Origin of the sequence: Franzmannia qiaohouensis, assembly GCF_031451695.1 — a bacterium.
GTDB lineage: Bacteria > Pseudomonadota > Gammaproteobacteria > Pseudomonadales > Halomonadaceae > Franzmannia > Franzmannia qiaohouensis.
In genome coordinates this window covers 71,667-96,717 of sequence record NZ_JARWAM010000010.1, presented here as the reverse complement: position 1 = coordinate 96,717, position 25,051 = coordinate 71,667, and the positions used below count along the sequence as shown (strand labels likewise).

The window sequence follows — 25,051 nt, the reverse complement described above, 5'->3', positions numbered from 1 at the left end:
GTCTCCCGCGGTCAGTACTTGGGCGCCAGGAACTGCTGGAGGCGCGGTGAACTTGGATTGGCCAGGATCTCCTGAGGCGGGCCGGCTTCCTCGATCACGCCTTGGTGCAGGTAGATCACCTGGCTGGAGACATCCCGGGCGAAGCCCATTTCGTGGGTTACCACGATCATGGTGCGGCCTTCATTGGCCAGGTCGCGCATCACCTTGAGCACGTCGCCGACCAGTTCCGGGTCGAGCGCCGAGGTGGGCTCGTCGAACAGCATCACTTCCGGGTCCATGGCCAGCGCCCGGGCGATCGCGCCGCGCTGCTGCTGGCCCCCCGACATCTGTGCCGGATAGGCGTTGGCGCGGGCCGTCAGGCCGACCCGCTCGAGCAGCGCATGGGCGTGTTCAAGGGCTTCCTTCTTGGGCTTGCCTAGCACGTGAATCGGCGCCTCGATGATGTTCTCGAGCAGCGTCATGTGCGCCCACAGGTTGAAGCTCTGGAAGACCATCGACAGCTTGGCACGCATGCGCACCACCTGCTTCCAGTCGGCCGGCTCGCGGCCGCGCCGGGTCTGCTTGAAGCGGATCTCTTCGCCATGCATCAGCAGGTCGCCTTCGTCGGGCTGCTCGAGCAGGTTCATGCAGCGCAGGAAGGTACTCTTGCCGGAGCCGGAGGCGCCGATCAGCGTGATGACATCACCCTTGTGGGCTTGCAGAGAGAGGCCTTTGAGTACCTCGGTGTCGCCGAAGCGCTTCTTGATATTGCGCGCTTCGAGGGGCATTGGCGTTGCGGCCATTATAGTAAGCTCCAGTACATGGGATGCCGCTCGTGAGGCGGCCCCTGAGTCAGCGTGGCTGGCGCGAAAAGGGGGCGATTCTATCAGGCCAGCTAAGCCTGGGCAGGACCGATCGCAAGGAACGCCGTTCGACTTTGGTCTAGGTCGTAAGAGGGTGGAATCATCATAAATCTCCAAGCTGTTGTTGTAATGTGGAAAATCGTCTTGCCAATGGGTGGATTGGTGCGTGAATCCGCTAGCGGCGGGGCTCTCCTGACGGTGTCTCGCTGGCTCTGACCAGCAGTGCCGCGCGGGCACCGAGTTCGACCTCGGCGTTGGGGAAGACCACCGCCAACGGCTGCTCTCCGACCACGCAGTCGCCGGCCACGGCGTCACGGGCCAGGCAGCTGCCGGGCGAGAATTCTGTGAAGTTGGCCACGTTGTCGGCGAAGCATAAGCGGAAATCTTCAGCGTGGCGCATCAGCTCCTGCTCGACGCGGAAGAAGGCCATGCGTGTCGGGTCGCCCCGCTGGGGCTCGCGACCCTCCAATAGGGCTTCGAGGAGGTGGCGCAGCGGGCGCAGGGCGGCCATGTCATTGTGCCCGAAGGGGGCGACCCGGCCCAGCTCGAGAGTGAAGGCCTGGGCGCCGTGGTAGTGCTTCGAGTAGTGCGAGAAGGTCCAACTGTGCTGGTGCTGGTGGAGTACCGCCTGCATCTCGGCGGCGGCCAGCCACTGCCACTGCAAGGGGGCGGTAGGCGAATCGGCATAGGGTTCGACGGCGAAGCGCGGATAGCGGCTGTCGCGGATCGCGGTGTGCATATCGTAATGCAGCCGTGGCAGCTCGGCGTGGCGCTGGTAAAAGTCATCGACGCTGGCCATCAGCTCGCGTGCGCGCTCCGGCTCGTCGCCTTCGAGGCTGAGATCACGGCGAAACAGCCGGTTGAGGTTGGTGGTGATAAAGCGCTTCGAGTGGCGAATTGCCGGGATATTGCCAAGCAGCACCAGCAGTGGGGCGCCGAGTCGCAGTTGACCGGCCTCGAGGCGCGCCAGGAGTTCACCGACCAGCTCGATGGGGGCTGTCTCATTACCGTGAATACCGGCGGAGATCACGCAGGCGTGGGCGCCGCTGGCCGGCGTCTCGGGGGTCAGCTCGAGGATGCCGGGGCCGTGGCAATCGAAGCTGCCGGTCGTGAGACGCCCGGTGCGGATGGCGCCTGCGTTGCCGTCCAGGGTCAGGTCGAGCCAGTCGCTCAGCATGCGGTGATCTCGTGTGGATGGTCAGAGTGTGCCCCACCATCCGAGTCGCCGCCCGCGGCGGCAAGCGTCCACGTCGAGCTGATGAAAAAGCCGGGTGCCAGAATGAAAACCCCGGCGCTGCCTCAGCGAGCGGGGCAGGCCTCGCCCTGCTCCACCTCGATCAGCTCGTCGACGGCGAAGTCGAGGTCTTCAGCGGTGTCGCGCAGCTGCCGGTAGGTGGCGTCGTCGAGCTCGGGGTCGCGGGCCAGGATCCACAGGTAGTCGCGGTTGGGGCCGGTGACAAGGGCATACTGGTAGTCATCGTCTAGCTCGAGGATGTTGTAGCCGCCGAAGAAGGGGCCGAAGAAGCTTACCTTGAGGCGCCCGACGTCCTCCTCGCCGATGAAGTAGGCGCGACCCTCGGCCTCGTCCCACGCCTGATCCTCGAGGTTGTAGCCGCGGTTGATGACGCGTACGCCGTCATCGTCGCGCAGCGAGTAGTCGGCGGTCACGCAGTCCAGGCCGCGCTCGAAGGAGTGGTCGAGACGGGCAATCTCGTACCATTGGCCGAGATAGCGCTCGAGCTCGAAGCCGGTCACAGGCTGGGTGCCGCTAGGGATGCCGGTACAGCCCGCCAAGAGCAGTGCCATGGCGACGGGCAGAGCAATGGTGTGCCGGCGAGGCACCCCGTCACGAATGCGGCTGCGAGAACTCGGCTGCCTCATGCCTGGCGCAGCCGCGCCATTTCCTGGCGGTAGTCGTCGGCCAGGTCGGTCTTCTGCTGCGCTTCCAGGCCGCGGCCTGCCAGCTGGAACACCTCCTGCTCCTCCTCGTCGAGGTGGTGGGTCACCAGGTGCTGCAGCGACTTGGCATGGGTCAGCCAGGCGGGAGAGTCGAACTCGGTGGCGTCCAGGGTCTCGATCAGCTCGTCGATCTCATGGTGCTCGGCCACACTGTGGCGCGCCTTCTCCTGGGTCAGATCGATGGCCATCATCGGGATGTACAGCGCACGCTCCTCGGCGGCAGCGTGATGCGTCAGCTCGGCGCGTACCTGGCGGTAGAGGTCACGGCGCGCCTGGGTATCGCCGTGGGTGGCCACCAGCTGCTCGAGCAGATCGCGTTGGGTGTCGTGGTCGTGGCGTAGCGCTTCGAAGATTGTCACAGTCGAGCTCCTTGCGTAGGTCGAAACGTGCAGCAGCGCCGATAGCTGCTGATGAATTCCTTCTCGTGGCTGATTGTCGTTGTGCCACTTTCAGGGACAGCGCCGGCCAGGCGGGGTTCCCGGGGTGGACGTGTCGATAAAATCGCACCGAGCTGTCGAAATCATTCGCTTTTTCTCATTCACGGCTGCGCTATTGTATGGCCATACATCAACCGACGATGCGAGGTTTACCGCGATGACCAAGGTACTGGTACTTTACTACTCCATGTATGGCCACATTGACACCATGGCCAAGGCCGTTGCTGAAGGCGCAGCCAAGGTCGCGGGCGTCGAGGTGACCGTCAAGCGCGTACCGGAAACCATGAGCGCCGAAGCGCTGGCCAACGCCGGTGGCAAGCAGGGCTACGACACCCCGGAAGCGTCTCCCGCCGAGCTTGCCGACTATGATGCGGTGATCTTCGGCACGCCGACGCGCTTCGGCAACATGGCCGGCCAGCTGCGTACCTTCCTCGACCAGACCGGCGGCCTGTGGGCCAAGGGCGCGCTGCGCGGCAAGGTGGCTAGTGTGTTCACCTCTACCGGTACCGGCGGCGGCGACGAGATGACCATTACCTCGACCTGGACCACCCTGGCCCACCACGGCATGGTCATCGTGCCGATCGGCTACGGTATCGAAGAACAGTTCGATATTTCCAAGGTCAGCGGTGGCACCCCCTACGGCGCCGCCACCATCGCCGGCGGCGATGGCTCGCGCCAGCCCGACGAGCGCGAGCTGAAGATCGCTCGTTTCCAGGGCGAGCACGTGGCCGGCATCGCCGCCAAGCTCAAGGGCTGATCCAGACCCACGCAGCGAATCTGGAAGTTGCAGACGTACAGCCCCCACCGGCGTGAGCCGGTGGGGGCTGTCTGGTGCTGGGCTTGGCGTTGGCGTGCTGCCTTAGCCGGCGATCTTCTCGGCGATGGCGCGACCCAGGCTCTCGGTGGTGCCCTGGCCGCCGACGTCCGGCGTCAGCACACCCTGGTCACCGCTGGCGAGCACCGCTTCGATGGCCTTGAGCATGGCGTCGGCGGCCTCCTGATGGCCGAGGTGCTCGAGCATCATGGCGCCTGACCAGATCTGGCCGATGGGGTTGGCGATGCCCTTGCCGGCGATATCCGGGGCGCTGCCGTGAACCGGCTCGAACAGGCTGGGGAACTTGCCCTCGGGGTTGATGTTGGCCGAGGGGGCGATACCGATGGTGCCGGTGCAGGCCGGGCCGAGGTCGGAGAGGATGTCGCCGAACAGGTTGCTGCCCACCACCACATCGAACCAGTCCGGGTGCAGCACGAAGTTGGCGGTGAGGATATCAATGTGGAACTTGTCCACGGCGATTTCCGGATAGCCCTTGGCCATGGCCTCCACGCGCTCGTCCCAGTAGGGCATGGTGATCGAGATGCCGTTGGACTTGGTGGCCGAGGTGAGTTTCTTCCGCGGCCGGGTCTGGGCCAGGTCGAAGGCGTACTTGAGCACCCGGTCGATGCCGGTGCGGGTCATCACGGTGTCCTGGATCACCACTTCGCGGTCGGTGCCTTCGAACATCTTGCCGCCGACGCTGGAGTACTCGCCCTCGGTGTTTTCGCGCACCACGTAGAAGTCGATATCGCCGGGCTGGCGGCCGGCCAGCGGACTCTTGATGCCGGGCATTAGCTTGCACGGGCGCAGGTTGATGTACTGGTCGAACTGGCGGCGGAACTGCAGCAGCGAGCCCCACAGCGAGATATGGTCGGGCACCTTCTCCGGCCAGCCCACCGCGCCGTAGAACAGCGCATCGAAGTCCTTGAGCTGCTCGAACCAGTCGTCGGGCAGCATCTTGCCGTGCTCGAGATAGTAATCGCAGCTGCCGAACTCGAAGGTCTGGCAGTCGAGGTCGATATTGAAACGCTTGGCGGCGGCTTCGAGGGCGCGCAGGCCCTCGGGAATCACTTCGGTGCCGATGCCGTCACCGGCGATCACGGCGATACGATGGGTCATGGTCGGGTCCTCGGGTCAGTGGTTGGGCGTCATGAAGCGCAGCAGGCGCTCGAGCAGTGCTTGCGGCGCCTCCTCGGGGATGTAGTGGCCGCAGGGCAGGGCCTCGCCCTCGACCCTCTCTGCCACGGCGCGCCACTCCGCCAGCGGCTCGAAACAGCGCTCGATGATGCCGTGCTTGCCCCACAGTACGCTGACAGGGCAAGTGATGCGCCGCCCGGCCTCGCGGTCGGCACGATCGTGCTCCAGGTCGATGCCGTTGCTGGCGCGGTAGTCTTCGCACAGGGCGTGGGCCGCACCGGGCTGGGCCAGGCAGCGCTGGTACTCGGCGATGGCCGCGGGGTCGAAGGCCTCCAGACTGGCATGCCGCCCGCCCATGGTGCGGGTGATGTAGTCGGCAGGCGAGGCCTCGATCAGGGTTTCCGGCAGCGGCGCCGGCTGGATCAGGAAGAACCAGTGGAAGTAGGCCGTGGCGAAGGTGCGGTCGGTCTGTTCGTACATGGCCAGGGTCGGGGCGATATCCAGTAGCATCAGCTTTTCCACTGCTTCTGGGTGATCCATGACCAGGCGGTGGGCGACGCGGCCGCCGCGGTCGTGGCCGCAAAGGAAGAAGCGTTCGAAGCCAAGCTCGCGCATCACCGCGAGCTGATCGTCGGCCATGGCGCGCTTGCTGTAGTTGGCATGGTCGGGTTCGCCGGGCGGCTTCGACGAGTCGCCGTAGCCGCGCAGGTCGGTGACCACGACGGTGAAGTGGTTGGCCAGCGTCGCTGCTAGACGATGCCAGATCACATGCGTCTGGGGATGGCCGTGGAGCAGCAGCAGGGGTGGGCCTGAGCCGCCGATGCGGCCATGGATGTCGACGTCGCCATGGGCGATGTCGAATGAGCGGAATCCCTCGAACATGGCTACTGCCTCCCGATCTTGAATACCCCCAGTCTAGTCCTTGGCTTCATGGAGATAATCGGGCTAAATGGAAAACCATTGTTGAATTAAAGTAGAGAGTGTCGTGGCCCAGCTCGACGATCTAGCCTTCTTCCAGCAGCTGGCCCGGGCCGGCAGCCTGACCGCCACATCGCGTGCCACAGGGCTGTCGCTGTCGGCGGTGAGCAAACGGCTCAAGCTGCTCGAGGCGCGCCTCGGTGTACCGCTTGCCCACCGCACTACCCGACGCCTGACGCTGACCGCTGAGGGGGAGCTCTACCTGGCTCGCGGCGCGCTGATCCTCGACGAACTGGAGGCCCTCGAGGGTGCGCTGCTCGAGACACGCAGCGGAAACAGCCAGGGCCAGCTCTCGGGCCGGCTGCGGGTCAATGCCACCTTCGGCTTCGGGCGCCGCCATGTGGCGCCGCTGCTATCGAATTTCTGCGCCAGCCACCCGCGGCTCGACGGCTGGCTGGAGCTGACCAACTTTCCGCTCAATCTTGGCGACCACGGTTTCGATGTCGGCATTCGCGTTGGCGAGCCCCCCGATTCGCGGCTGGTGGCACGGCGTATCCTCGCCAACCGCCGCGTGCTGTGTGCCGCCCCCGACTATGTGGCCAGTATGCCGGCACTCGACTCTCCCGCCGACCTGGTGGGCCACCCCTGCCTGGTGATTCGCGAGAACGACAGCGACTTTCCGCTATGGCGCTTCGAGCGCGATGACGACCCCCAGGTCGTACAGTCGGTAAAGGTCAGCGGGCGGCTGGCGAGCAATGATGGCGAGGTAATCACCCGGCTGGCGCTGGACGGTCACGGGGTGATGCTGCGCTCATGGTGGGACGTCCACGACCACCTGGCCAGCGGCGCGCTGGTGGCGCTGCTGCCCGGGTGGCGAGGCGTGCGCGCGGACTTCTATGCGGTGTACGAGCAGCGCCGGCAGGTGCCGGCGCGGATTCGCGCCTTTATCGAGCATCTCGAAGGCGAGATGGCCGGCAGGGTGCCGGCGCCGCCCGATGAGTAGCATTTCTGCTATGGTAAGTGACGTTTTCGCCCGCCGAGGCTAATGCGAGGATGCCTCCTGCATGACCACCAAGAAACCTTCCTTCGTCACTCTGATCCGGTCGGCCCTGCCCACCTTGCACCCGACGGAGCGCCGCCTGGCCGAGTTCATCCTCGACTTTCCCGGCGAGTTGGCCAGCTACAATGCCTCGGAGCTGGCGGGACTCGCCAAGGTCTCTAATGCCACCGTGACCCGCTTCATCAAGAAGCTGGGCTACCGGTCGTATGAAGAGGCACGTCAGCACGTGCGGGCTAATCGTGAAGAGGGCGCAGCGCTGCTGCTGGTGGAAGGCAAGCAGGTCGACTCCGAGAACAGCCGGTTTCTGCAGCACGTCGGCCAGGCCATTGCCAACCTGCAGCAGGTCGGGACGAGTGTCTGCCAGCGAGAGGTGGATGAGGTGGCACAGGCCATGCTCGCGTCGCGGCGGGTGTGGATCATCGGCTTTCGCAGCAGCCACGCCTTCGCCGAATACCTCAACTGGCAGATCCTTCAGGTGCTCGAGCACACGGCACTGCTGCCCAAGGCTGCGGAGACCCTGGCCGAGAGTCTTGTCAGCATTACCGCCGAGGACTGCGTCGTGCTGTATGGCATGAAACGGCGTGCGGCTCAGTTGAGCGGCGTGGCCGAGCAGCTGGTGCGCAGCGGAGCTCGCGTGCTCTACATCACCGACGAGAGCGCCTCTCGAGAGCCTCATTTCACCTGGCATTTCCGCTGCCGCACGGCCGCACCAGGTCCGCTGTTCAACCACGTGTCAGTGCTGGCCCTCAGCCACTACCTGGCCACTCGGGTTCTCGAGCTCTCTGGCGCCGCAGGACGCCAGCGAATGAGTGAGATCGAGGCCATTCACGAGGCGCTCGACGAGTTGCAGTGAGCCAGGCCGGTGCACACTGTGGCAAAAATGCACGCCTGTTGTGCATTTTTGCCACCCGTGGCGGCATTTTCATCTACCCTGTTCAGGCGCTTTTCCGGCATAACTAATTGCCGAGCAACATGAAAATAAATTTTCTGCAAGTCTTGGTATGAAAATTGGATTTCCTTTGGTGTCCGTTGCTGGTATCCCTAACGACAACACCAGAGGTTCTACCATGATCACTCGTCTGCATTTCCCGCGTTTCAGTCCGACACACCTGGCGGCTGCTACCTCTCTGGCAGCGCTTGCCGCCGTGCCAACGGCCTTTGCCAGTCCCATCGAGATCCAGATCAACAGCACACACTCGTCGGGTTCCTTTGCCCACACCTTCCTGGAGGAGTTCAGCGAGCGGCTGGAGGAAGAGGCACCGGGACGCTTCGACGTGCGTCTGTTCATGGGCGGTACGCTGGGTGGCGAGGATGATGTACTGCAAGGGCTGGGGATGGGCACTCACCATGCTTCCCTGGCGGCCTCGGCGACGTCGCAGTTCAATGCCAGAACCGGCATCTTCGATCTGCCCTACCTGTTCGAGGATCGCGACGACGTGGCCTATTTCGTCGACAGCGAAGCGGGTGACATGCTGCGCGAGGGCTTCGAGGGCACCGGCATGCGTCTGCTGGCGATGTGGGACAACGGCTTTCGCAATATCACCAACAACGTCAGGCCAGTCGTGGTGCCTGAGGACCTCGACGGCCTGCGTATCCGCACCCCTAACAATCGCCAGCGGGTGACCATGTTCAACCATCTGGGTGCCAACGCCACGCCGCTGGCCTTCGGCGAGGTCTACTCGGCCCTGGATCAGGGCGTGATCGATGGCCAGGAAAATCCTGCCCACGTGGTGCAGACGGCGCGCCTCGACGAGGTACAGGACTATCTCTCGGTTTCCAACCACGTCTACCTGCCCACTTTTCTGCTGTTCGGCGAGCCCTTCCTCAACCGCCTGGATGATCAGGATGTCGAGATACTCGAGCAGGTAGCCCAGGACATGGCGTCCTGGACCTTTACCTGGGGCGAAGAGACCGATGCGGCGGTGCTGTCCGAGCTGGAAGACAGCATCGAGATCAGCCAGATCGATTTCGCCGCGTTTCAAGAAGCCGCTGCCGGCCTCTACGAGGACCCCATCTTCGTCGAAGCCATCGGCCAGGACATGATCGATGTCACGCTCGATGTCATGAGCCAGCGCTAGGAGAAGTCTTATGACACCGAACGTGTTTCAGGGAATTGAGCGCGCTACCGTGCGCCTTCTCGACAGCATGGTGGTCGCGTTGGCCGGCCTGCTGCTGGTACTGCTCAACTACGCGGTGTTCTCGCGTTTCGTACTGAACGCCTCGGTGTCATGGGGGGAGGAACTGCCGGCCAACCTGCTGGCAGTTCTCACCTTCATCGGTGCTGCCTACCTGACCAAGATCAACGAACATCTCGGCTTCGACAGCGTGCTGCGCCTCATGCCGCTGGCCGTGCAGCGGGTACTATTGTGCATCAATCAGGCCTTGATGCTGGTCTTTGCCCTGGTGGTCGCTTACTACGGCATGCACGCCAGTCTGGGCTTCCACGGACGCTCGCTGATCTCCATCGACCTACCCATGGCATTGTTCCGCTGGGCGATGCCGCTCGGCTGCGGCCTGATCGCCATCATCTGCGCGACCCGGTTGTTCGGACTGGCCACCGGCAAGATTGCCCCCAATGAACTCTACCCGGAGACCGACTGATGCCTCTGGACCCTGGCTACCTGATTCTGACGATGCTGGTGATCTTCCTGCTCACCGGCATGCCCATCGCCTTCGTGCTGGGCGTGACCGCGATGGTCATGATCCTGCTCGACCCCAACGTGATGCCCCAGATTATGGGTATGGTGCCCTTCGGTGGGGCCAACAACTATCTGCTGGTGGCGGCGCTGCTGTTCATGGTCGCCGGCGAGGTGATGAATCAGGGGCGCATCGCCGAGCGCCTGATCAACTTCGCGAGCTCCCTGGTTGGGCATATTCGCGGCGGGCTGGCCCACGTCAATATTCTTACTTCGCTGTTCTTCTCCGAGATTTCCGGCACCGCGACATCGGACGCTGCGGCGATTGGCTCGGTGATGATCCCGCAGATGAAAAAGCGCGGCTACTCCGTGGCCTTCGCAGCGGCAGTCACCGCGACCTCGGCGACCATGGCGATCATCGTGCCGCCGAGCCTCAATCTGATCCTCTACGCCTATGTCTCCGACACCTCCATTGCCCAGCTCTTCGCGGCGGGTATCGTGCCTGGCTTCGTGGTCTGCTTTGCACTGATGTTCACTGCCTACGTGATCTCGGTGCGTCAGGGCTATCCCATCGAGGGTAAGTTCGTGTTCAAGAACATGATCGATACCGGGCGCGAGGCCATCATCCCCATCACCCTGCCGATCCTGATCCTGGGCGGTATTCTGGGCGGCATCTTCACGCCCACCGAGGCTGGGGCGGTGGCGGCCCTGTGGGCGATCATCCTGGCGACCCTCTACTATCGGTCACTGACCTTCCGCGCGCTCCTCGATACCCTGCGTATCGCCGGCAAACGTAGCGCCATGCTGATGTTCATCGTTGCCACCTCGACGCTGCTGGGCTGGTACCTGACCAACAAGGGCATTCCCCAGGACATTGCCCAGGGGATTCTGGGTATCTCCGACAACTACTGGGTCGTGCTGCTGGCGATCAATATCTTCTTCCTGCTGGCGGGCACCATCGTCCACGGTACGCCGGCGATTCTGATGCTGGTGCCGATTTTCCTGCCGCTCGCCGACCAGCTGGGCATCGACCGGGTGCACTTCGGGCTGATCGTGACCATCAATCTGGGCATTGGCCAGCAGACGCCGCCGGTGGCCTCGGTGGTGCTTGTCACCTGCTCGATTGCGCGCATCAGCATCGGCGCAATCATCCCGTCGCTGGCCTGGTTTCTGCTCGCCATGCTGGTGGTACTAGCGCTGATCAACGTGTTCCCGGCGCTGTCGCTGTGGCTGCCGTCGATCATTCTTTAACCAGACACGGATACGTCTATGCGACTACTGGTCATCAACCCCAACTCCTCGTCCGGCGTGACCCGTCATATCGGTGCGGCCGCCAGGCTTGCTGCGCTGCCGGGGGATGAGATCGTCGTCACTCAAGCCGATGGCGCGCCGCCGCTGATTGTCGATGACGGCGATGCACGGCTGGCCGAGCAGGCCGTGGTGGATACGGTGCTGGCGATGGGAGACGGGTTCGACGGCATTATCGTGGCCTCCTTTGGTGACACCGGGGCAGCGGCACTGCGACGGGTCGTCGACTGTCCGGTGGTGGGCATTGGCCACGCCTCCTTGCTCACCGCCAGCGCTCTGGGTGGCCCCTTCGCTGTGGTCTCCTTTGCCACCGCGGTGGTGCCCGCCATGCAGCAGTTGGTGGAGAGCTATGGCATGCAGGCGTGGCTCAGCGGTATCCATGTGGTCGATTTGCCGCTGCCCGAGGACCCCGGTGAGATCCAGTCGGCACTGGAGGGGCCGCTACGGGAACGCTGCAGGGAGGTGGCGGCACGGAACGAGTGCCGCAGCATTATCCTTGGCGGCGGACCGCTGGCGGGGTTGGCGTTGCGCCTGGCGCCTTCGCTGCCGCTGCCGGTGATCGATGCCACCGTGGCCGCGGTGCAGTTGCAGCGAAGCCTGCAGTTCGGCCGCGGCGGTGGCCCCGCACAGCAGGCTTCTGATTGGCAGAGCAAGCCGCTATCGACTAACGGGACGCGCTGACGCATGGCACTGCATAACGATGCGATTGAGCAGGCGGCGAACCTGCTCGAGAGGGCTTGGCTGAGTGGCGAGCGGCTGGCTGCGCTGCCGGACACCTGTCGGCCCAAGGATCGGGCCCAGGCGTATCGCATCCAGCAGGCGCTGGCTGAGCGGCTAGGGCCCTCCGGTGGGTGGAAGGTCGGCGCGCCGGCGCCCCATGCAGCGCCGCACTATGCGCCCTTGCCAGCGAGTGCTCTGCACCGCCAGGCGAGTAGATGCCGGCTATCGGACTTCTCCAGGGTAGTGCTGGAGGCGGAGTTGGCGTTCACGCTGGCCGACGACCTGCCGCCCAAGGATGCCCCTTACACGAGCCGCGAGGTGGTGGCGGCGGTGGCGTCACTGCATGCTGTCATCGAGATCGTCGATTCACGCTACCGCGACTGGCCCGATGGGGTCGACGCATTCAGCCAACTGGCGGACCTTCAGAACTTTGGCTGCCTGGTGGTCGGCGAGGGCACCACGCGCTGGCGAGAGATGGCCCTCGATGAGGTGGCAGTGACTCTAACACTGGACGGTGAGTCACGGATCACCGCCGTGGGCGGCAACCCCGCCGGCGACCCACTGGCCCTGCTGGTGTGGTTGGCCAACAATTTGCCCATACGAGGCCAGTGGCTGAGAGCCGGCGAGGTCATCACCTGCGGTTCCTGCACCGGCAAGCTGCCGGTAAGTCATCCACTGCAGGCCACGGCCCAATTCGATGGCATCGGTGGCGTGAGTGTGACCGTGCTCTGATCAGAGCTCGAGGGCTGCCGCGACCTGGGGCCAGGCCGGCTCGCCGTCGCGGTTGTTGACGTCGGCGAACATCGCCTCGACGCGCTCGGCGTTGTCGCGAATCCACTCGGCGGCCACCTCGCTGAGGTCACGCTCCTGCTGGCCGTACTCCTGGATCATCCAGCTCTGCTCTTCGGCACTGAAGGTGAAGGCTTCGAAGAAGCTGACCAGCTCGGGGTTGGCCTCGGCGTAGTCGCTGCGCATCAGGGTCAGCACGTCGCTCTCGCCGTTGTTCTCGCCGAACAGGTCCTGGGGGTCGTCGAGATAGCGCATCGGCAGTTCCAGGTTCATCCAGTGCGGCGTCCAGCCGACCCAGACGATGGGCTCCTCGCGGGAGATGGCATCGCGCGCGGCGCTGAGCATGGCGACCTCGCTGGTATCGATCAGGCGCCAGCCGCCGAGCCCCCAGACGTCGTCGGCGATCGCCGCCTCGAGGATCTCGCTGGCCGCCGAGCCGGCACCGAAGCCGTAGATCTCGCTGTCGAACATCTCGCGGTTGGCGTCGAGGTCGGCGAAGCTCTGGATGCCTTGTTCGTAGAGGTACTCGGGCACTGCCAGCGTCATCTGGGCACCGTCGACGTTATTGGCCAGGGAGACGATGCTGCCGTTCTCCTCGCGCGGTCTGAACATCGCGTTCTGGGCGGGCATCCAGCCGCCCAGGAAGACGTCGATATCGGTGCTGTCCATACCCTGGTAGACCACCTGCAGACCCAGCTCATGGGTGCGGGTCTCATAGCCCAGCGGCGCCAGCAGCTGCTCGGCGATCTCGGTCTTGACGGTGATGCCGGGCCAGGCCGGAACGCCGAAGTCGAGGGTTGCATCATCGGCGTGAGCGGGCAGCGCCAGGCCGGCCAGCAGGCCGCCGGCAAGCAGCATGCGCGGCGAGGTCAGGGGTGCAGTCATGGAGTTTCTCCTGTTGTGATGGTGGGGTGACGCCGCCGGGGTATGGCGTAGTAGTGGCCGGCGGGATCACGTGTGAGCGGCGTTAGCTATCGCGCGCCAGCACGCGCAGCCGCGATTCGAGCATGTCGCGGTCGAGGTAGGTGCCCTGCAGGTGGCGGGCGCCGGTGTTGGGGTCGAAGGCGCGACGACCGTGCAGCACGCGGCGGTTGTCGAAGGCCACCATCTGCCCCGGCGCCAGTGCGAAGTCGAGCTGGTAGCGCGGCGAGTGGAGCAGGGTCCAGAAGTGGTGATAGGCGCGGTACCAGGCCGTCATCTGTGCGGCGGGCAGGCGCAGGGTGTCGCGAATCCAGTTGTTGAAACGGATCTCCACCACCTGGCCGCTGGCGTCGCATTCGATCACCGGCGCGCGGGTGGCGATGTCCTGGGTCTCGTCCTGGAAACGAAAATCGATGGCCAGTTCGCTGAGCAGGCGGAAGTGCTCGGGGGCCTGTTCGCGTAGCGCTTCGGCAACCTGGAAGCCGTCGGCGAACAGCGATTCACCACCTTGCGCTTCGTTCTGCAGGCAGTAGAGCAGCTGAATGTCCGGCGGCTGGCGCCAGTTGGGCAGGTCGGTGTGCAGCGCCAGGCCGATGGCCGTATAGGCGGCGTTGTTGGGATTGGGTTTGGAGCGCACGTCGAAGCGCGCACCGAAGTTGGTGGGGCGCTGGGGGCCGATGCGTTCGGCGATGCGGCTGACCTCCTCGTCGGCCAGCGGGCCGCCGTCGAGCAGTACCAGGCCGTCGCGCAGCAGGGCCTCGAGCCAAGTGGCTTCGCCACCCGGGGTGAAAATATCGGCGTGGGCGACGCGAGTCGGCGTGAACGCCTCGCACCAGGCCTGACGCGCAGGGAGTGCGCTCGCGTCCACAGCCGCTGGGCGGCGCTGATAGAGCCAGCCTGCGGCGAACTGACTGAGATGGCCATCGGCCCAGCGCAGCCGCAGGTGGCCGGCCTCGAGGCCCACCTCGGCGCTCTCGGGTGCCTCATTGAGGGGAGCGATCAGTCGCTCGCGGGTCTGGTGGTGGCGGCATGCCTCGCAGGGGCAGTGATCGCGCAGCCAGAGCAGTGGGATGCTAGCTCGTTCGCCATCGTCCCAGACCAGCTCGATCTCCTCGTCGCGAGCGCTCGCGCCACGCAGCAGTGGCGTGGCGGGGTAGGGCCTCAGTTCAGCCATGGGCGGGGCGGCCTGAGGGTCCGGGCGGTCGGTGGTAGGCGTGATCAGCGTATCGGCTTGAGAGATGGTGCTGTGCATCGTGATGATGGCTCTCCTGTTCCTGGCGTGGATGGCGAACGCCAGAATGGAGGCTGGCCGATGGACTGACAAACGATTAATCTGGCCCCTTTGGCCAAGCTGAGCTTATAGCTGACTTTCTCATGAGTGATTTACCCCCCCTGCTGTGGCTGCAGGCCTTCGAGGCGGCAGCCCGCACGCTGAGCTTTACCGCGGCAGGCCGCGAGCTGGGCGTGACCCAGGCGGCGATCAGTCAGCGCATTCGGCTGCTCGAGGATCGCCTGGGCCAGAAGCTGTTTGTGCGCTACCCGCGCAGCCTGTCGCTGACTCCCGCGGGGCAGGCGTGGTTGCCGAGCATCCACGACGCCTTTGCGCGGATCAGCGAAGGCACCTCGGAGGTGTTTGGTACCTCGCCCGACAACCCGGTAACGGTGCGTACCACGCCGGTGATCCAGCAGAACTGGCTGGCGCCAAGACTGGCGCGGTTTCATCGCGACCACCCGGGCATTGCGATACGTCTGGTGAGTGCCATCTGGCAGGACGACTTCGGCCCCGAGGGCGCGGATATCGAGATTCGCTATGGTCGCGGCGAGTGGTCGGGGGTCGAGGCGCTGTCACTGGGTGCCGAGACGCTGCTGCCGGTGTGTGCCCCCGGCGTGGCCGCCAACCTGGCGTCACCCGCGGACCTGAGCGGCAACACCCTGCTGCATGCGCTGGGATTCGCGGTGGGCTGGGCGACCTGGCTGGAGCGGGCCGGGGTTGCCGCGCTGGAGCGCGACTGTCCGGCGCTGACCTGCGACAACCAGGTGATGACCCTGGCACTGGCCAGCCAGGGAGCGGGAGTGGCGCTGGCCCATCGGCGTCTCATCCAGCAGCGCGACGACCTGGTCGCCCCCTTTGCCCTCGACATCGCCTCCGAGGAGAGCTTCTGGCTGGTGCGATCCAGCCGCCGTGACGTCGGCGAGGATGCCGCACGGCTATGGCACTGGCTGGCCGCTGAGCGCGATGTCAGTGACTAGCGAAATAGTCGCGGAAGGCTTCGATCACCGCGTCGATATCGGCGTCGCTGATGTCGCGATGGACCACGAAGCGGGTCGCGTAGAGCAGCTCGGCGAGGATGCCACGCGCCTTGAGGTGGTCGACCAGCGGCTGGCGATGGGCGTCCGGGAAGTGCGCAAAGAGCATATTGGTGGCCACCGAGGCCACCTCGACCCCAGGCAGCGCAGCGATCGCCTCGCCGAGCCGTGCCGCCTTGGCGTGGTCGAGGGCCAGGTCAGCGACGTGGTGCTCCAGGGCGTGGTGGCAGGCGGCGGCCAGCAGGCCCGACTGGCGCATGCCGCCGCCGAGTACCTTGCGCCAGTGCAGTGCCTCGTCGATCAGCGGCTGCGGGCCTGCCAGCACCGAGCCCACCGGCGCGCCTAGCCCCTTGGAGAAGCACAGCGAGACGCTGTCGAAGGGCGCGCACAGCGTGGCCAGCGGTGTGTCGCTGGCCACCGCGGCGTTGAACAGCCGCGCGCCGTCGAGGTGGGTGGCCAGGCCGTGCTCGCGGGCCAGGTCGGTGGCCGCCTGCACGTAGTCGGGGTCGAGCACCTTGCCACCGATGGTGTTCTCCAGCGCCAGCAGCCGGGTGCGGGCGAAGTGGACGTCGCGGGGCTTGATGGCGGCGCGGATCTTGTCCAGCGGCAGCGAGCCGTCGGCGGCATTCTCCAGCGGCTGGGGCTGGATGCTGCCGAACACCGCGGCACCGCCGCCTTCGTACTTGTAGGTGTGGGCCTGCTGGCCGGCGATGTACTCATCGCCGCGCTGGCAGTGCGCCAGCAGTGCGGCCAGGTTGCTCTGGGTGCCGGAGGGAAAGAACAGCGCCGCGGCCTTGCCGGCGCGCTCGGCGACGGCCTCCTCGAAGCGCTTCACGCTGGGGTCGTCGCCCCATACGTCGTCGCCCACCGGGGCCTCGGCCATGGCGGCTAGCATCGCCGGGGTAGGGCGGGTCACGGTATCACTGCGCAGATCGATCATCGGTGTCCTCGTGGCGGTATCGGTCATTGTCATGGGCAGCGCCGCGGGCGTCGGCAGGCTGGCGGGCGAGCGGATCCTGGCGGAAATAGCGTACCAGCAGTGCGTACAGCGAGGGGTAGGCCTGGTCGAGCACGTCCGGGGCGCTGAAGAAGTATTCGCAGCATACCGCATAGCACTCGCCTGGGTGACTCGCCGCATAGTCGTCGATGGGCGTCTCTTCGCCGCGTTCGAGGCGCGCCTGCAGGTCGTCCCACACCGCGCTGAACAGGCGGTGCCACTCGCGCGGGTCCATGTCCCGCGGCAGCGGCGGGAAGCCGTCGATATCGCTGGCGTTGCCCATGTCGAGCTTGTGGGCGAACTCGTGGATTAGCACGTTGAAACCGCTCCACTCGCCGCTCTCCATCAGGTCGGGGAAGGCGACGACCACCGGGCCCTGGTAGGAGGTCTCGCCGGCGCGCTCGTCGACGTACTCGTGCATCACACCGAACTCGTCCATCTCCTCGACCTGACGCTGGAAGGCCTCGGGCAGCACCAGCACCTCGTGGACGTTGGCGAAGGCCTCGGCGTGCTCGTCGTCGTTCCAGCCCAGGGTCAGCAGGCAGGCCTGGGCGGCCAGCGCCAGCCGCGCCGGCAGGTCGAAATCGGTGGTCGCGGCGAGCTCGGGGTGCAGGGTCAGGCGCTTGGCGTGGGCGAAGCGCCAGGCGCGCTGAGCGAGGCGGCTGGCGTCGTCGGCGTCGAGCGCAGCGAGCAGCGGGATACGCGCCCGGGCCTCGGCCCAGGCGTCGTCGGGAAACGGGTGGCGCTGCTCGAACTGCCTGCTGCGCCAGCGCTTGAGCCGCCCCAGCATGGCCTCAGTTGTCCTCGAGGTTGGCGCCGGACTTCCACGACCAGTCGCGCCAGCGCAGGTCGAACAGATCCTTGCGGCGATCCTTGAGGTTGGTCACCGAGCCTTCGCTGCGCACCACGGTGAGACGCGTCAGGTCGAGATCCGAGAACATGATCATCTCGGTGTTGGGGGTGGTCTCGGCGAGCACCGCGTCGTGGGGGAAGGCGAAGTCCGAGGGCGAGAACACCGACGACTGGGCGTACTGGATGTCGAGGTTCTCGATCGACGGCACGTTGCCGACGCTGCCGCACAGCACCACGTAGCACTCGTTCTCGATGGCGCGGGCCTGGGCGCAGTGGCGCACCCGCAGGTAGCCGTTCTTGGTGTCGGTCCAGAACGGTACGAACAGGATGTCCATGTCCTGCTCGGCGAGCAGGCGCGAAAGCTCGGGGAACTCGACGTCGTAGCAGATCTGGATGCCCACGCGGCCGGCATCGGTGTCGAACACGCGCAGGTCGTCGCCGCCTTCGATCACCCAGTCGCGGCGCTCCTGGGGAGTGATGTGCAGCTTGGCCTGGCGCTCCAGGGTGCCGTCGCGGTGGCACAGGTAGGCGATGTTGTAGAGCTTGCCGTCATCGGCCTCCTCGATCATCGAGCCGGCCACGATATTGATGTTGTAGGACACCGCCATGCGCGACAGCTCGGTCTTGAAGCGCTCGGTAAAGCCCGACAGGAAGCGGATCGCGGCCAGCTGGTCGCGCTGGGCGGCGCGGTCCTGCAGGCCCATCAGCGGCGCGTTGAACAGCTCGGGGAAGACCGCGAAGTCGCTCTGGTAGCCGGACAGCGCGTCGACGAAGTACTCGATCTGCTGGAGTACCGTCTCCACCGAGTCGAACTCGCGCATCTGCCACTGCACCGCGCCCACCCGGACCTGGGTGCGGCGCGACTCCAGCACGCGCTCGGCGGGTTCATAGAGGATGTTGTTCCACTCCAGCAGGGTGGCGAAGCCCTGGGACTTCTCGTCCTCCGGCAGGTACTTGCGCAGCAGGCGCTTGACCAGGAAGTCGTTGGCCAGCTGGAAGGAGAGGATCGGGTCGTGGATCTCCTTGCGCGATACCTTCTCGATGTACTCGGCCGGTGAGAGCTCGTCGGCGTGCTGGTGGTACTCGGGAATACGACCGCCGGCGAGGATGGCGCGCAGGTTCATCGAGCGGCACAGCTCCTTGCGCGCTTCATACAGGCGCCGGCCGAGGCGATAGCCGCGGTAGTTCGGGTCGATCAGCACGTCGAGACCGTACATGGCGTCGCCGTCGGGCTGGTTGAGGATGACCTCGCGGTGGCCGATCAGGTCGTCGTACTGGTGCGGGTTGGAGAACTCGTCGTAGTCCACCAGTGCGGTAAGCGCCACGCCGACGATGGTCTGGTCGTCCTCGATGACGATCTGGCCGTCGGGAAACTCGCTGACCAGCTTGTCGATGGTCAGCTTGGGCCAGGCACCGCCGATATCGTCGTAGACCTTGTCCATCAGCGACTTGAGCTGGGGGTAGTCGTCTGCGGTCAGGTTGCGCAGGTTGAGGTGCAGATCGTCGAGGGACATGGGCAGCGAATTCCTGAACGAAAAAAAGAGCCTGAATTCTAGCATGCACTGGCGTCAGCGTCGGTCACCCAGCGGTCATCGCACTGTCAGGCAACGGTAACCCGGCGTACGGACAATGCGTGGATGACAAGTCGATGCCAGCGACTACGCTGATTTTCATGGGGGCTGTAATGCCCTTTCGCCGCCATTCGACAGCAGGCACGCCATGACCCATAACAATCACCAGCGCATCCGCCTGGAGGCGGTGACCAAGCGCTGGGACGATACCACTGCCGTGGACGCCATCTCGTTCGACGTCACACCGGGCCAGTTCGTCATCCTGCTCGGCCCTTCGGGCTGCGGCAAGTCCACCACGCTGCGCATGATCGCCGGCCTCGAGCAGGCCACCGAAGGGCGCATCGCCATCGGCGATCGCGACGTGACCTTCCTGCCGCCGGGGGACCGCGGGCTGAGCATGGTGTTCCAGTCCTACGCGCTGTTCCCCCACCTCAGCGTGGCCGACAACATCGTGTTCGGCCTGCGCAGTCGCAAGGTGCCCAAGGCCGAGCGCCGCGAGCGCCTGGCCCGAGTCGCCGAGCTTGTCGATCTCGAGGCCTATCTCGAGCGCAAGCCTGCCCAGCTCTCCGGCGGCCAGCGCCAGCGTGTAGCGCTGGCGCGCTCGATCATCTCCGAACATCCCATCTGCCTGATGGATGAGCCGCTCTCCAACCTCGATGCCCGCCTGCGCGGCGAGATGCGTCGTGAGATCAAGTCGCTCCAGGCGCGCCTCGGCATGACGGTGATCTACGTCACCCATGACCAGGTCGAGGCGATGAGCATGGGCGACCGGGTGATCCTGATGCAGAACGGCCGCATCGTGCAGGACGGCTCGCCCGCCGAGCTCTACAACCGCCCGGCCAGCGCCTTCGCGGCGAGCTTTATCGGCAGCCCGGCAATGAACCTGGTGCAGTTGACCGCCCACGATGGCGCCGCGGCCATCGACGGCGAGTCCGCGGTAGCGGTGGCGCCTGCCGCCGCTGCGGGCGGCCAGCTGGGCATTCGTCCCGAGGATATCGAGGTGCTTCCCAGCGACGCCAGCGGCGTGCCCGCCGAGGTGATCGACGAGGAGTACCTTGGCGCCGACACCATCCTCCAGCTCGGCGTAGGTAGCCAGCGGCTGCGTGCGCGGCTGCCCGGCAAGCGACCGATGCCGCCCGGCACCCGCTGCCGGCTGGCCTGGGCGCCGAGTGCGGCCCATCTGTTCGATGCCGACGGGCTGCGTCGCGACGATCTCACCGCCGTGGCATTTGCCGCGAATCCCGGCACGACTGACCCGATAACCGCTCATTCGCGAGCGTCTCATCCGTGAACTACAGGAGCCACCCCATGCGTGCACGTCTCTCTTTCCCCTTGACGGCGCTGGCCGCCGCCGTGCTGGGCGCCAGCCCGGTGCTGGCCGACGATCCCGTCGAGCTGACCATGTACTATCCCATCGCGGTAGGCGGCTCGCTGACCGATGTCATCGATGAGCTGGTCGACGATTTCCAGGCCGAGCATCCCGAGATCAGCGTCGAGGCGATCTACGCCGGCAACTACGACGACACCCGGGTGCGCGCCATGTCGGCCATTGAGGCCGGCGATGCGCCGCAGCTCTCGGTGCTGTTCTCCATCGACCTCTATGAGCTGCTCGAGCAGGACGCCATCGTCGCCTTCGACGACCTGCTCGAGAGCGACGAGGAGCGCGAGTGGCTCGACAGCTTCTACCCGGGCCTGATGGAGAACGGCCAGGTGGATGGCCAGACCTACGGTATCCCCTTCCAGCGCTCGACCATCGTGCTCTACTGGAACAAGGACGCCTTCGAGGCCGCGGGGCTCGACCCCGAGACGCCGCCGGAAACCTGGGACGACATGGCCGAGATGGCCGCCGCAGTGCGCGAGGCCTCTGGCGGCGACCAGTGGGGCGTGATGGTGCCCTCCACCGGCTACCCCTACTGGATGTTCCAGGCCTTCGCCTTCCAGAACGGCCATCGGCTGATGAGCGATGACGGCACCGAGGTCTATTTCGACGATCCTGCTGCCGTCGAGGCGCTGGAGTACTGGGTATCGCTGTCCCAGGAGCACGAGGCGATGCCCGACGGCACCATCGAGTGGGGCACCCTGCGCCAGAACTTCATCGAGCAGTCCACGGCGATGATGTGGCACACCACCGGCAACCTCACCGCGGTGCGCAACGAGGCCGACTTCGAGTTCGGCGTGGCCATGCTGCCGATGAAGACCCAGCGCGGCAGCCCCACCGGTGGCGGCAACTTCTACATCTTCAACGACACCACCGAGGAGGAGCAGCGCGCGGCGATGACCTTCATCCGCTGGATGACCGACCCCGAGCGCGCCGCGGCCTGGTCGATCGAGACCGGCTACATGGGCGTCAGCCCGGACGCCTACGAGACCGAGCTGCTGCGCGACTACGTCGAGACCTTTGCCCCGGCGGCGGTGGCCCGCGACCAGCTCGAGCACGGCACCGCCGAGCTCTCCACCTACCAGGGCGGGCGCGTGCGCCGCGCGCTGGACAACGCCGTGCAGGCGGCACTGACCGGTCAGATGTCCGCCGAGGAAGCGCTCAACCAGGCCCAGGCCGAAGCCGAGACGGCGCTGCGCCGCTACGCGCGATAGCGCAGAGGCTTCGCAGAGATAACGTCGAGATTTCGAACCGACGTAGACAGGTGCCGGGGGCAAGGCCGAAGAGGAGGTCATTCGACAGGAATGTCGAATGTAGCGTCCAGGGAGGGATTCATGGCGCCTCCTCGCAGGCTTTGCCACCGGTGCCGCCATGGCGCAGGAGGCCTATCCGAGTGATACAAAATGCCCACCGACGCATGCAGCTCTACGGCGCCCTGCTGCTGTTGCCCGCCGCGGTGCTGCTGGCGACTTTCGCCTACCTGCCGACGATTGCCACGCTGATCAACAGCCTGTTCCTGCCCGGCTTTCGCGGCGAGCCGACGCAGTTCGTCGGCCTCGAGAACTACCAGCTGCTGATCGAGGACAGCACCTTCTGGCGGGTGGCGCGCAACAACCTGATCTATGCGCTGGGCACCATACCCACCTCGATTGCCATTGCCCTGGGCATGGCGCTGTTCGTCAACGCCCGACTGCCGGGGCGCGGCTTCGTGCGCATGGCCTATTTCACGCCGACCATCCTGCCGATGATCGCCGCGGCCAATATCTGGATGTTCTTCTACGCGCCGCAGATCGGCCTGTTCAACAAGCTGCTCGGCGCCTTTGGGTTGTCCGGGGTCAATTGGCTGGGCGACCCCAGTGTGGCACTGACCTCGGTGATCGTGATGACCGTCTGGAAGGAGGCCGGGTTCTTCATGATCTTCTACCTGGCGGCGCTGCAGAGCATCCCGCCGGAGCTCAAGGAGGCCTCGGACCTGGAGGGCACCAGCCGCTGGAGCTTCTTCTGGCGGGTGACCTTCCCGCTGCTGATGCCGACCACGCTGTTCGTGCTGATCAATGCGCTGATCAACGCGGTGCGGGTGGTGGACCACCTGTTCATCCTCACCAAGGGCGGCCCCAACAATGCCACCAACCTGCTGCTTTACTACGTCTACGAGAACGCCTTCTCGTTCTTCGACCGCACCTACGCCGCCACCATCACGGTGGTGATCCTGCTGGTGCTGGCGGTGGTGGCCACCGTCAAGTTCGCCATTCTCGACCGTCGGACGCACTACCAATGAGCGCATCACCACTGCAAGGGGCGAGATCATGAGCCAAGCCACTCTCTCAGTTGCCAGGGGACTGGCGCTGCGCGTGCCGAGCCTCGAGACCACCGCCGCCTGGCTGCTGGCGATCATCTGGATCTTTCCGCTGCTCTACGCGGTATGGGCGGCCTTTCATCCGCCGGCGTTCATGGTGCGCTTCGACCTGTTCGCGCCGCTGACCCTGGACAACTTCGCCAACGCCTGGTCCCAGGCGCCGTTCGCCCGCTACTACCTCAACACCTTCCTGCTGGTCAGCGGGGTGGTGCTGGCACAGTTCGTGGTCTGCACCCTGGCCGGCTTTGCCTTCGCGCGCTTCCCGATTCCCGGCAAGGACCTGCTGTTCATGCTGGTGCTGATCCAGCTGTTCGTGTTCCCCGAGGTGCTGATCGTCGAGAACTACCGCATCGCCAGTTCACTGGGGCTGGTCGATACCATCACCGGCATCGGGCTGCCCTACGTGGCCAGCGCCTTCGGCATCTTCCTGCTGCGCCAGACCTTCAAGACCATTCCCCGCGAGCTGGAGGATGCCGCCCGCATTGAGGGCTGCGGCTGGCTGGCGATCCTGCTCAAGGTCTATGTGCCGCTGGCCAAGCCCACCTACCTGGCCTACGGCCTGGTCTCGATCAGCCACCACTGGAACAACTTCCTGTGGCCGCTGGTGGTCACCAACTCGGTGGAGAGCCGCCCGCTGACCGTCGGGCTGGGCGTGTTCTCGGCCCCGGAAACCGGCGTCAACTGGGCCACCGTCAGCGCCGCCACCCTGCTCAGCATCGCCCCGCTGCTGATCGCCTTCCTGCTCTTCCAGCGCCAGTTCGTGCAGTCGTTCCTCAGGGCGGGGATACGCTGAAACCGCATGGCTCTTGCTGGCAATGCTAGGCGCACACCGGCCCCCCCTCCAGCGGCGCCAGTACGCTGCGATTGCGACCTGCGCCCTTGGCTTGGTACAGGGCTTCATCGGCATGCCGGAGCAGGGCGGAGGGCGCCATGCCTTCGGCCGGTTGTGTTACCGCCGCCCCGATGCTGACTGTCACCATCGGTTTGTGCGGGGCACCTTCGTTGGGCAGACCCAGCGCCTCGATGCCTTGGCGGATATGCTCGGCGGCCCGGTAGGCCGACGCAACAGAAACGTGGGGCAACAGCACGACGAACTCTTCACCGCCAAAGCGCACCACCAGATCGTCTTCATGTCGCACATGTTGCTGTATTTCCAGCGCAACATGTCGAAGGCAGTGGTCCCCCTGAAGATGTCCGTAGCGGTCGTTATAGTTCTTGAAGTAGTCAATATCGATGACCAGTATGCCGAGCATCGTCTGTCTGGCGATGGCTTCTTCCCAGCGCTGTGCAAGCACGCTGTCGAAATGGCGGCGGTTCGCGACACCGGTTAGCGGATCGGTGGCCGATATCTTGGTCAGAGTCTGGTTGTCCTCTAAAGCGACCTGGTTCCTCAGACGTTCGCGCAGCAGCAGCAAGTAGGATTTTCGCTCGCTGGACTCCAGGCGGAAATTGGCGAGCAGGGTGAAGACGACATTGGCAGTGAAGAGGACCAGGGTGTAGACCTTGATTTCGAACGCCATGGGTTGGTAGAGCACCACGAAGACCGCCATGATGAGGGTGCAGATTAGCGAGGTGGCAGCAGCAAACGCGAAGCGTAGTGAAAAGATGACGTTACTCACCAGCGGAATCAGCCCGAAGGCAAAGGTGTCGAGAAACGAATAGGGCGCCTTTGATGCGAAGAAGATCACATTGGAGAGCAGCATCGCCAAAATGACCGTGGCGGCCATCGTTGCTTCACGCATGGCCGGTGTCAGGTTGCGGCTCACGCAGTAGAGGGCCGCCAGGGCCAATGGCGTCATCACTCCTAAGCGTACCCAGGCGGAAATGGCCAGGGTCTCAGGGCGAAAAATATTGTCATTGATGAGGAAAAGATCGTAGATGCTCAGCGTCACGATGCCCGTCAGGACAAGATGTCGACTACGTCGCGCAGAGGTATCCTCCTCGAAGCGTGACTCCACCGCTGGGCTGAAGCGCAGGCGATACCAGGGCTTGATCAACTCCGATTCGACCTTGGGGAGCAAGGCCTGTGGCATAGCGGTTTCCCCTCAT

25 protein-coding genes are annotated in these 25,051 nt (G+C 65.1%); 13 read left to right on the top strand and 12 right to left on the bottom strand.

The window, feature by feature from the left end; all coding sequences use genetic code 11:
• Positions 1–11 precede the first annotated feature (11 nt).
• From QC821_RS14755 to QC821_RS14740, 4 genes are all read right to left on the bottom strand, one after another.
• Positions 12–782 carry an ABC transporter ATP-binding protein gene (locus tag QC821_RS14755; protein ID WP_309723034.1) on the bottom strand — a complete coding sequence of 257 codons (771 nt, stop codon included), beginning with the start codon at positions 780–782 and terminating at the stop codon, positions 12–14.
• Positions 783–1,017: 235 nt separating this feature from the next.
• Positions 1,018–2,019: a succinylglutamate desuccinylase gene (locus tag QC821_RS14750; RefSeq protein WP_309723031.1), complete on the bottom strand. Its 1,002-nt coding sequence runs from the start codon at positions 2,017–2,019 to the stop codon at positions 1,018–1,020.
• Between the two features lie 122 nt (positions 2,020–2,141).
• Positions 2,142–2,648, bottom strand: coding sequence for a lipocalin family protein (locus QC821_RS14745; RefSeq protein ID WP_309723028.1), 507 nt, complete (start codon positions 2,646–2,648; stop codon positions 2,142–2,144).
• 71 nt (positions 2,649–2,719) lie between these two features.
• Positions 2,720–3,160 (bottom strand): hemerythrin domain-containing protein, encoded by a 441-nt coding sequence (locus QC821_RS14740; protein WP_309723025.1) that lies wholly within the window; start codon positions 3,158–3,160, stop codon positions 2,720–2,722.
• A 235-nt stretch (positions 3,161–3,395) separates the two neighbouring features.
• On the opposite strand from QC821_RS14740, the gene wrbA reads away from it, so the two are divergent.
• Positions 3,396–3,995 carry an NAD(P)H:quinone oxidoreductase gene (gene wrbA, locus QC821_RS14735; protein ID WP_309723024.1) on the top strand — a complete coding sequence of 200 codons (600 nt, stop codon included), beginning with the start codon at positions 3,396–3,398 and terminating at the stop codon, positions 3,993–3,995.
• Positions 3,996–4,097: 102 nt separating this feature from the next.
• On the opposite strand, the gene QC821_RS14730 is transcribed toward wrbA, so the two are convergent.
• Together QC821_RS14730 and QC821_RS14725 are read right to left on the bottom strand one after the other, a co-directional pair.
• The gene (locus QC821_RS14730) at positions 4,098–5,171 is read right to left on the bottom strand and encodes a tartrate dehydrogenase (RefSeq protein WP_309723021.1); all 1,074 of its coding nucleotides are present in this window, start codon (positions 5,169–5,171) and stop codon (positions 4,098–4,100) included.
• Positions 5,172–5,186: 15 nt separating this feature from the next.
• Positions 5,187–6,071, bottom strand: a complete 885-nt coding sequence (locus QC821_RS14725; protein ID WP_309723018.1) for an alpha/beta fold hydrolase — start codon at positions 6,069–6,071, stop codon at positions 5,187–5,189.
• Between the two features lie 103 nt (positions 6,072–6,174).
• Between QC821_RS14725 and QC821_RS14720 the strand changes: the two genes are divergently transcribed.
• The 7 genes from QC821_RS14720 (at position 6,175) to QC821_RS14690 (ending at position 12,563) form a co-directional block, all read left to right on the top strand.
• Entirely contained in the window at positions 6,175–7,110 is a 936-nt protein-coding gene (locus QC821_RS14720) for a LysR family transcriptional regulator (protein ID WP_309723015.1), read from the top strand.
• A gap of 61 nt (positions 7,111–7,171) precedes the next feature.
• Positions 7,172–8,020, top strand: coding sequence for a MurR/RpiR family transcriptional regulator (locus tag QC821_RS14715; RefSeq protein WP_309723011.1), 849 nt, complete (start codon positions 7,172–7,174; stop codon positions 8,018–8,020).
• A gap of 214 nt (positions 8,021–8,234) precedes the next feature.
• Positions 8,235–9,245 (top strand): TRAP transporter substrate-binding protein, encoded by a 1,011-nt coding sequence (locus QC821_RS14710; protein WP_309723008.1) that lies wholly within the window; start codon positions 8,235–8,237, stop codon positions 9,243–9,245.
• A gap of 10 nt (positions 9,246–9,255) precedes the next feature.
• A complete protein-coding gene (locus QC821_RS14705) occupies positions 9,256–9,768 on the top strand; it encodes a TRAP transporter small permease (protein ID WP_309723005.1) in 513 nt (170 codons plus the stop codon).
• Complete coding sequence (locus tag QC821_RS14700) at positions 9,768–11,054, top strand: TRAP transporter large permease (RefSeq protein WP_309723002.1); 1,287 nt, start codon at positions 9,768–9,770, stop codon at positions 11,052–11,054. Before QC821_RS14705 ends, QC821_RS14700 begins: the two co-directional genes overlap by 1 nt.
• Before the next feature lie 18 nt (positions 11,055–11,072).
• Positions 11,073–11,792, top strand: coding sequence for an aspartate/glutamate racemase family protein (locus QC821_RS14695; protein ID WP_309722999.1), 720 nt, complete (start codon positions 11,073–11,075; stop codon positions 11,790–11,792).
• Between the two features lie 3 nt (positions 11,793–11,795).
• A complete protein-coding gene (locus QC821_RS14690; protein WP_309722997.1) occupies positions 11,796–12,563 on the top strand; it encodes a 2-keto-4-pentenoate hydratase in 768 nt (255 codons plus the stop codon).
• Here the strand turns inward: QC821_RS14690 and QC821_RS14685 are convergent, their stop codons facing one another.
• On the bottom strand, positions 12,564–13,505 hold the full coding sequence (locus QC821_RS14685; protein ID WP_309722995.1) for an ABC transporter substrate-binding protein: 942 nt from the start codon (positions 13,503–13,505) through the stop codon (positions 12,564–12,566).
• 82 nt (positions 13,506–13,587) lie between these two features.
• Positions 13,588–14,793 carry a TauD/TfdA family dioxygenase gene (locus QC821_RS14680; RefSeq protein WP_309722992.1) on the bottom strand — a complete coding sequence of 402 codons (1,206 nt, stop codon included), beginning with the start codon at positions 14,791–14,793 and terminating at the stop codon, positions 13,588–13,590.
• A gap of 122 nt (positions 14,794–14,915) precedes the next feature.
• Between QC821_RS14680 and QC821_RS14675 the strand changes: the two genes are divergently transcribed.
• Entirely contained in the window at positions 14,916–15,791 is an 876-nt protein-coding gene (locus QC821_RS14675) for a LysR substrate-binding domain-containing protein (protein ID WP_309722989.1), read from the top strand.
• Here the strand turns inward: QC821_RS14675 and ltaE are convergent.
• The 3 genes from ltaE to QC821_RS14660 are packed head-to-tail and all read right to left on the bottom strand — an operon-like array spanning position 15,781 to position 19,211.
• Complete coding sequence (gene ltaE, locus QC821_RS14670) at positions 15,781–16,788, bottom strand: low-specificity L-threonine aldolase (RefSeq protein WP_309723217.1); 1,008 nt, start codon at positions 16,786–16,788, stop codon at positions 15,781–15,783. The genes QC821_RS14675 and ltaE overlap by 11 nt on opposite strands.
• Entirely contained in the window at positions 16,769–17,635 is an 867-nt protein-coding gene (locus QC821_RS14665; protein WP_309722987.1) for a M90 family metallopeptidase, read from the bottom strand. The genes ltaE and QC821_RS14665 overlap by 20 nt, the downstream gene beginning before the upstream one ends.
• Positions 17,636–17,639: 4 nt before the next feature.
• Positions 17,640–19,211, bottom strand: coding sequence for a GNAT family N-acetyltransferase (locus QC821_RS14660; RefSeq protein ID WP_309722984.1), 1,572 nt, complete (start codon positions 19,209–19,211; stop codon positions 17,640–17,642).
• Between the two features lie 205 nt (positions 19,212–19,416).
• Here QC821_RS14660 and QC821_RS14655 point away from each other — a divergent pair, with 205 nt between their 5' ends.
• The 4 genes from QC821_RS14655 (at position 19,417) to QC821_RS14640 (ending at position 23,795) form a co-directional block, all read left to right on the top strand.
• Entirely contained in the window at positions 19,417–20,559 is a 1,143-nt protein-coding gene (locus QC821_RS14655) for an ABC transporter ATP-binding protein (RefSeq protein ID WP_309722982.1), read from the top strand.
• 17 nt (positions 20,560–20,576) lie between these two features.
• Positions 20,577–21,860, top strand: coding sequence for an ABC transporter substrate-binding protein (locus QC821_RS14650; protein ID WP_309722980.1), 1,284 nt, complete (start codon positions 20,577–20,579; stop codon positions 21,858–21,860).
• A gap of 203 nt (positions 21,861–22,063) precedes the next feature.
• Complete coding sequence (locus QC821_RS14645; RefSeq protein WP_309723214.1) at positions 22,064–22,924, top strand: carbohydrate ABC transporter permease; 861 nt, start codon at positions 22,064–22,066, stop codon at positions 22,922–22,924.
• Between the two features lie 28 nt (positions 22,925–22,952).
• The gene (locus tag QC821_RS14640) at positions 22,953–23,795 is read left to right on the top strand and encodes a carbohydrate ABC transporter permease (RefSeq protein ID WP_309722977.1); all 843 of its coding nucleotides are present in this window, start codon (positions 22,953–22,955) and stop codon (positions 23,793–23,795) included.
• 25 nt (positions 23,796–23,820) lie between these two features.
• On the opposite strand, the gene QC821_RS14635 is transcribed toward QC821_RS14640, so the two are convergent.
• Complete coding sequence (locus QC821_RS14635; RefSeq protein ID WP_309722974.1) at positions 23,821–25,035, bottom strand: GGDEF domain-containing protein; 1,215 nt, start codon at positions 25,033–25,035, stop codon at positions 23,821–23,823.
• Positions 25,036–25,051 lie beyond the last annotated feature (16 nt).

Coding starts and splice junctions, on each gene's coding strand:
- QC821_RS14755 (WP_309723034.1), bottom strand. CDS start 782: ATGGCCGCAACGCCAATGCCCCTCGAAGCGCGCAATATCAAGAAGCGC.
- QC821_RS14750 (WP_309723031.1), bottom strand. CDS start 2,019: ATGCTGAGCGACTGGCTCGACCTGACCCTGGACGGCAACGCAGGCGCC.
- QC821_RS14745 (WP_309723028.1), bottom strand. CDS start 2,648: ATGGCACTGCTCTTGGCGGGCTGTACCGGCATCCCTAGCGGCACCCAG.
- wrbA (WP_309723024.1), top strand. CDS start 3,396: ATGACCAAGGTACTGGTACTTTACTACTCCATGTATGGCCACATTGAC.
- QC821_RS14730 (WP_309723021.1), bottom strand. CDS start 5,171: ATGACCCATCGTATCGCCGTGATCGCCGGTGACGGCATCGGCACCGAA.
- QC821_RS14725 (WP_309723018.1), bottom strand. CDS start 6,071: ATGTTCGAGGGATTCCGCTCATTCGACATCGCCCATGGCGACGTCGAC.
- QC821_RS14715 (WP_309723011.1), top strand. CDS start 7,172: ATGACCACCAAGAAACCTTCCTTCGTCACTCTGATCCGGTCGGCCCTG.
- QC821_RS14710 (WP_309723008.1), top strand. CDS start 8,235: ATGATCACTCGTCTGCATTTCCCGCGTTTCAGTCCGACACACCTGGCG.
- QC821_RS14705 (WP_309723005.1), top strand. CDS start 9,256: ATGACACCGAACGTGTTTCAGGGAATTGAGCGCGCTACCGTGCGCCTT.
- QC821_RS14700 (WP_309723002.1), top strand. CDS start 9,768: ATGCCTCTGGACCCTGGCTACCTGATTCTGACGATGCTGGTGATCTTC.
- QC821_RS14695 (WP_309722999.1), top strand. CDS start 11,073: ATGCGACTACTGGTCATCAACCCCAACTCCTCGTCCGGCGTGACCCGT.
- QC821_RS14690 (WP_309722997.1), top strand. CDS start 11,796: ATGGCACTGCATAACGATGCGATTGAGCAGGCGGCGAACCTGCTCGAG.
- QC821_RS14685 (WP_309722995.1), bottom strand. CDS start 13,505: ATGACTGCACCCCTGACCTCGCCGCGCATGCTGCTTGCCGGCGGCCTG.
- QC821_RS14680 (WP_309722992.1), bottom strand. CDS start 14,793: ATGCACAGCACCATCTCTCAAGCCGATACGCTGATCACGCCTACCACC.
- QC821_RS14675 (WP_309722989.1), top strand. CDS start 14,916: ATGAGTGATTTACCCCCCCTGCTGTGGCTGCAGGCCTTCGAGGCGGCA.
- ltaE (WP_309723217.1), bottom strand. CDS start 16,788: ATGATCGATCTGCGCAGTGATACCGTGACCCGCCCTACCCCGGCGATG.
- QC821_RS14665 (WP_309722987.1), bottom strand. CDS start 17,635: ATGCTGGGGCGGCTCAAGCGCTGGCGCAGCAGGCAGTTCGAGCAGCGC.
- QC821_RS14660 (WP_309722984.1), bottom strand. CDS start 19,211: ATGTCCCTCGACGATCTGCACCTCAACCTGCGCAACCTGACCGCAGAC.
- QC821_RS14655 (WP_309722982.1), top strand. CDS start 19,417: ATGACCCATAACAATCACCAGCGCATCCGCCTGGAGGCGGTGACCAAG.
- QC821_RS14650 (WP_309722980.1), top strand. CDS start 20,577: ATGCGTGCACGTCTCTCTTTCCCCTTGACGGCGCTGGCCGCCGCCGTG.
- QC821_RS14645 (WP_309723214.1), top strand. CDS start 22,064: ATGCAGCTCTACGGCGCCCTGCTGCTGTTGCCCGCCGCGGTGCTGCTG.
- QC821_RS14640 (WP_309722977.1), top strand. CDS start 22,953: ATGAGCCAAGCCACTCTCTCAGTTGCCAGGGGACTGGCGCTGCGCGTG.
- QC821_RS14635 (WP_309722974.1), bottom strand. CDS start 25,035: ATGCCACAGGCCTTGCTCCCCAAGGTCGAATCGGAGTTGATCAAGCCC.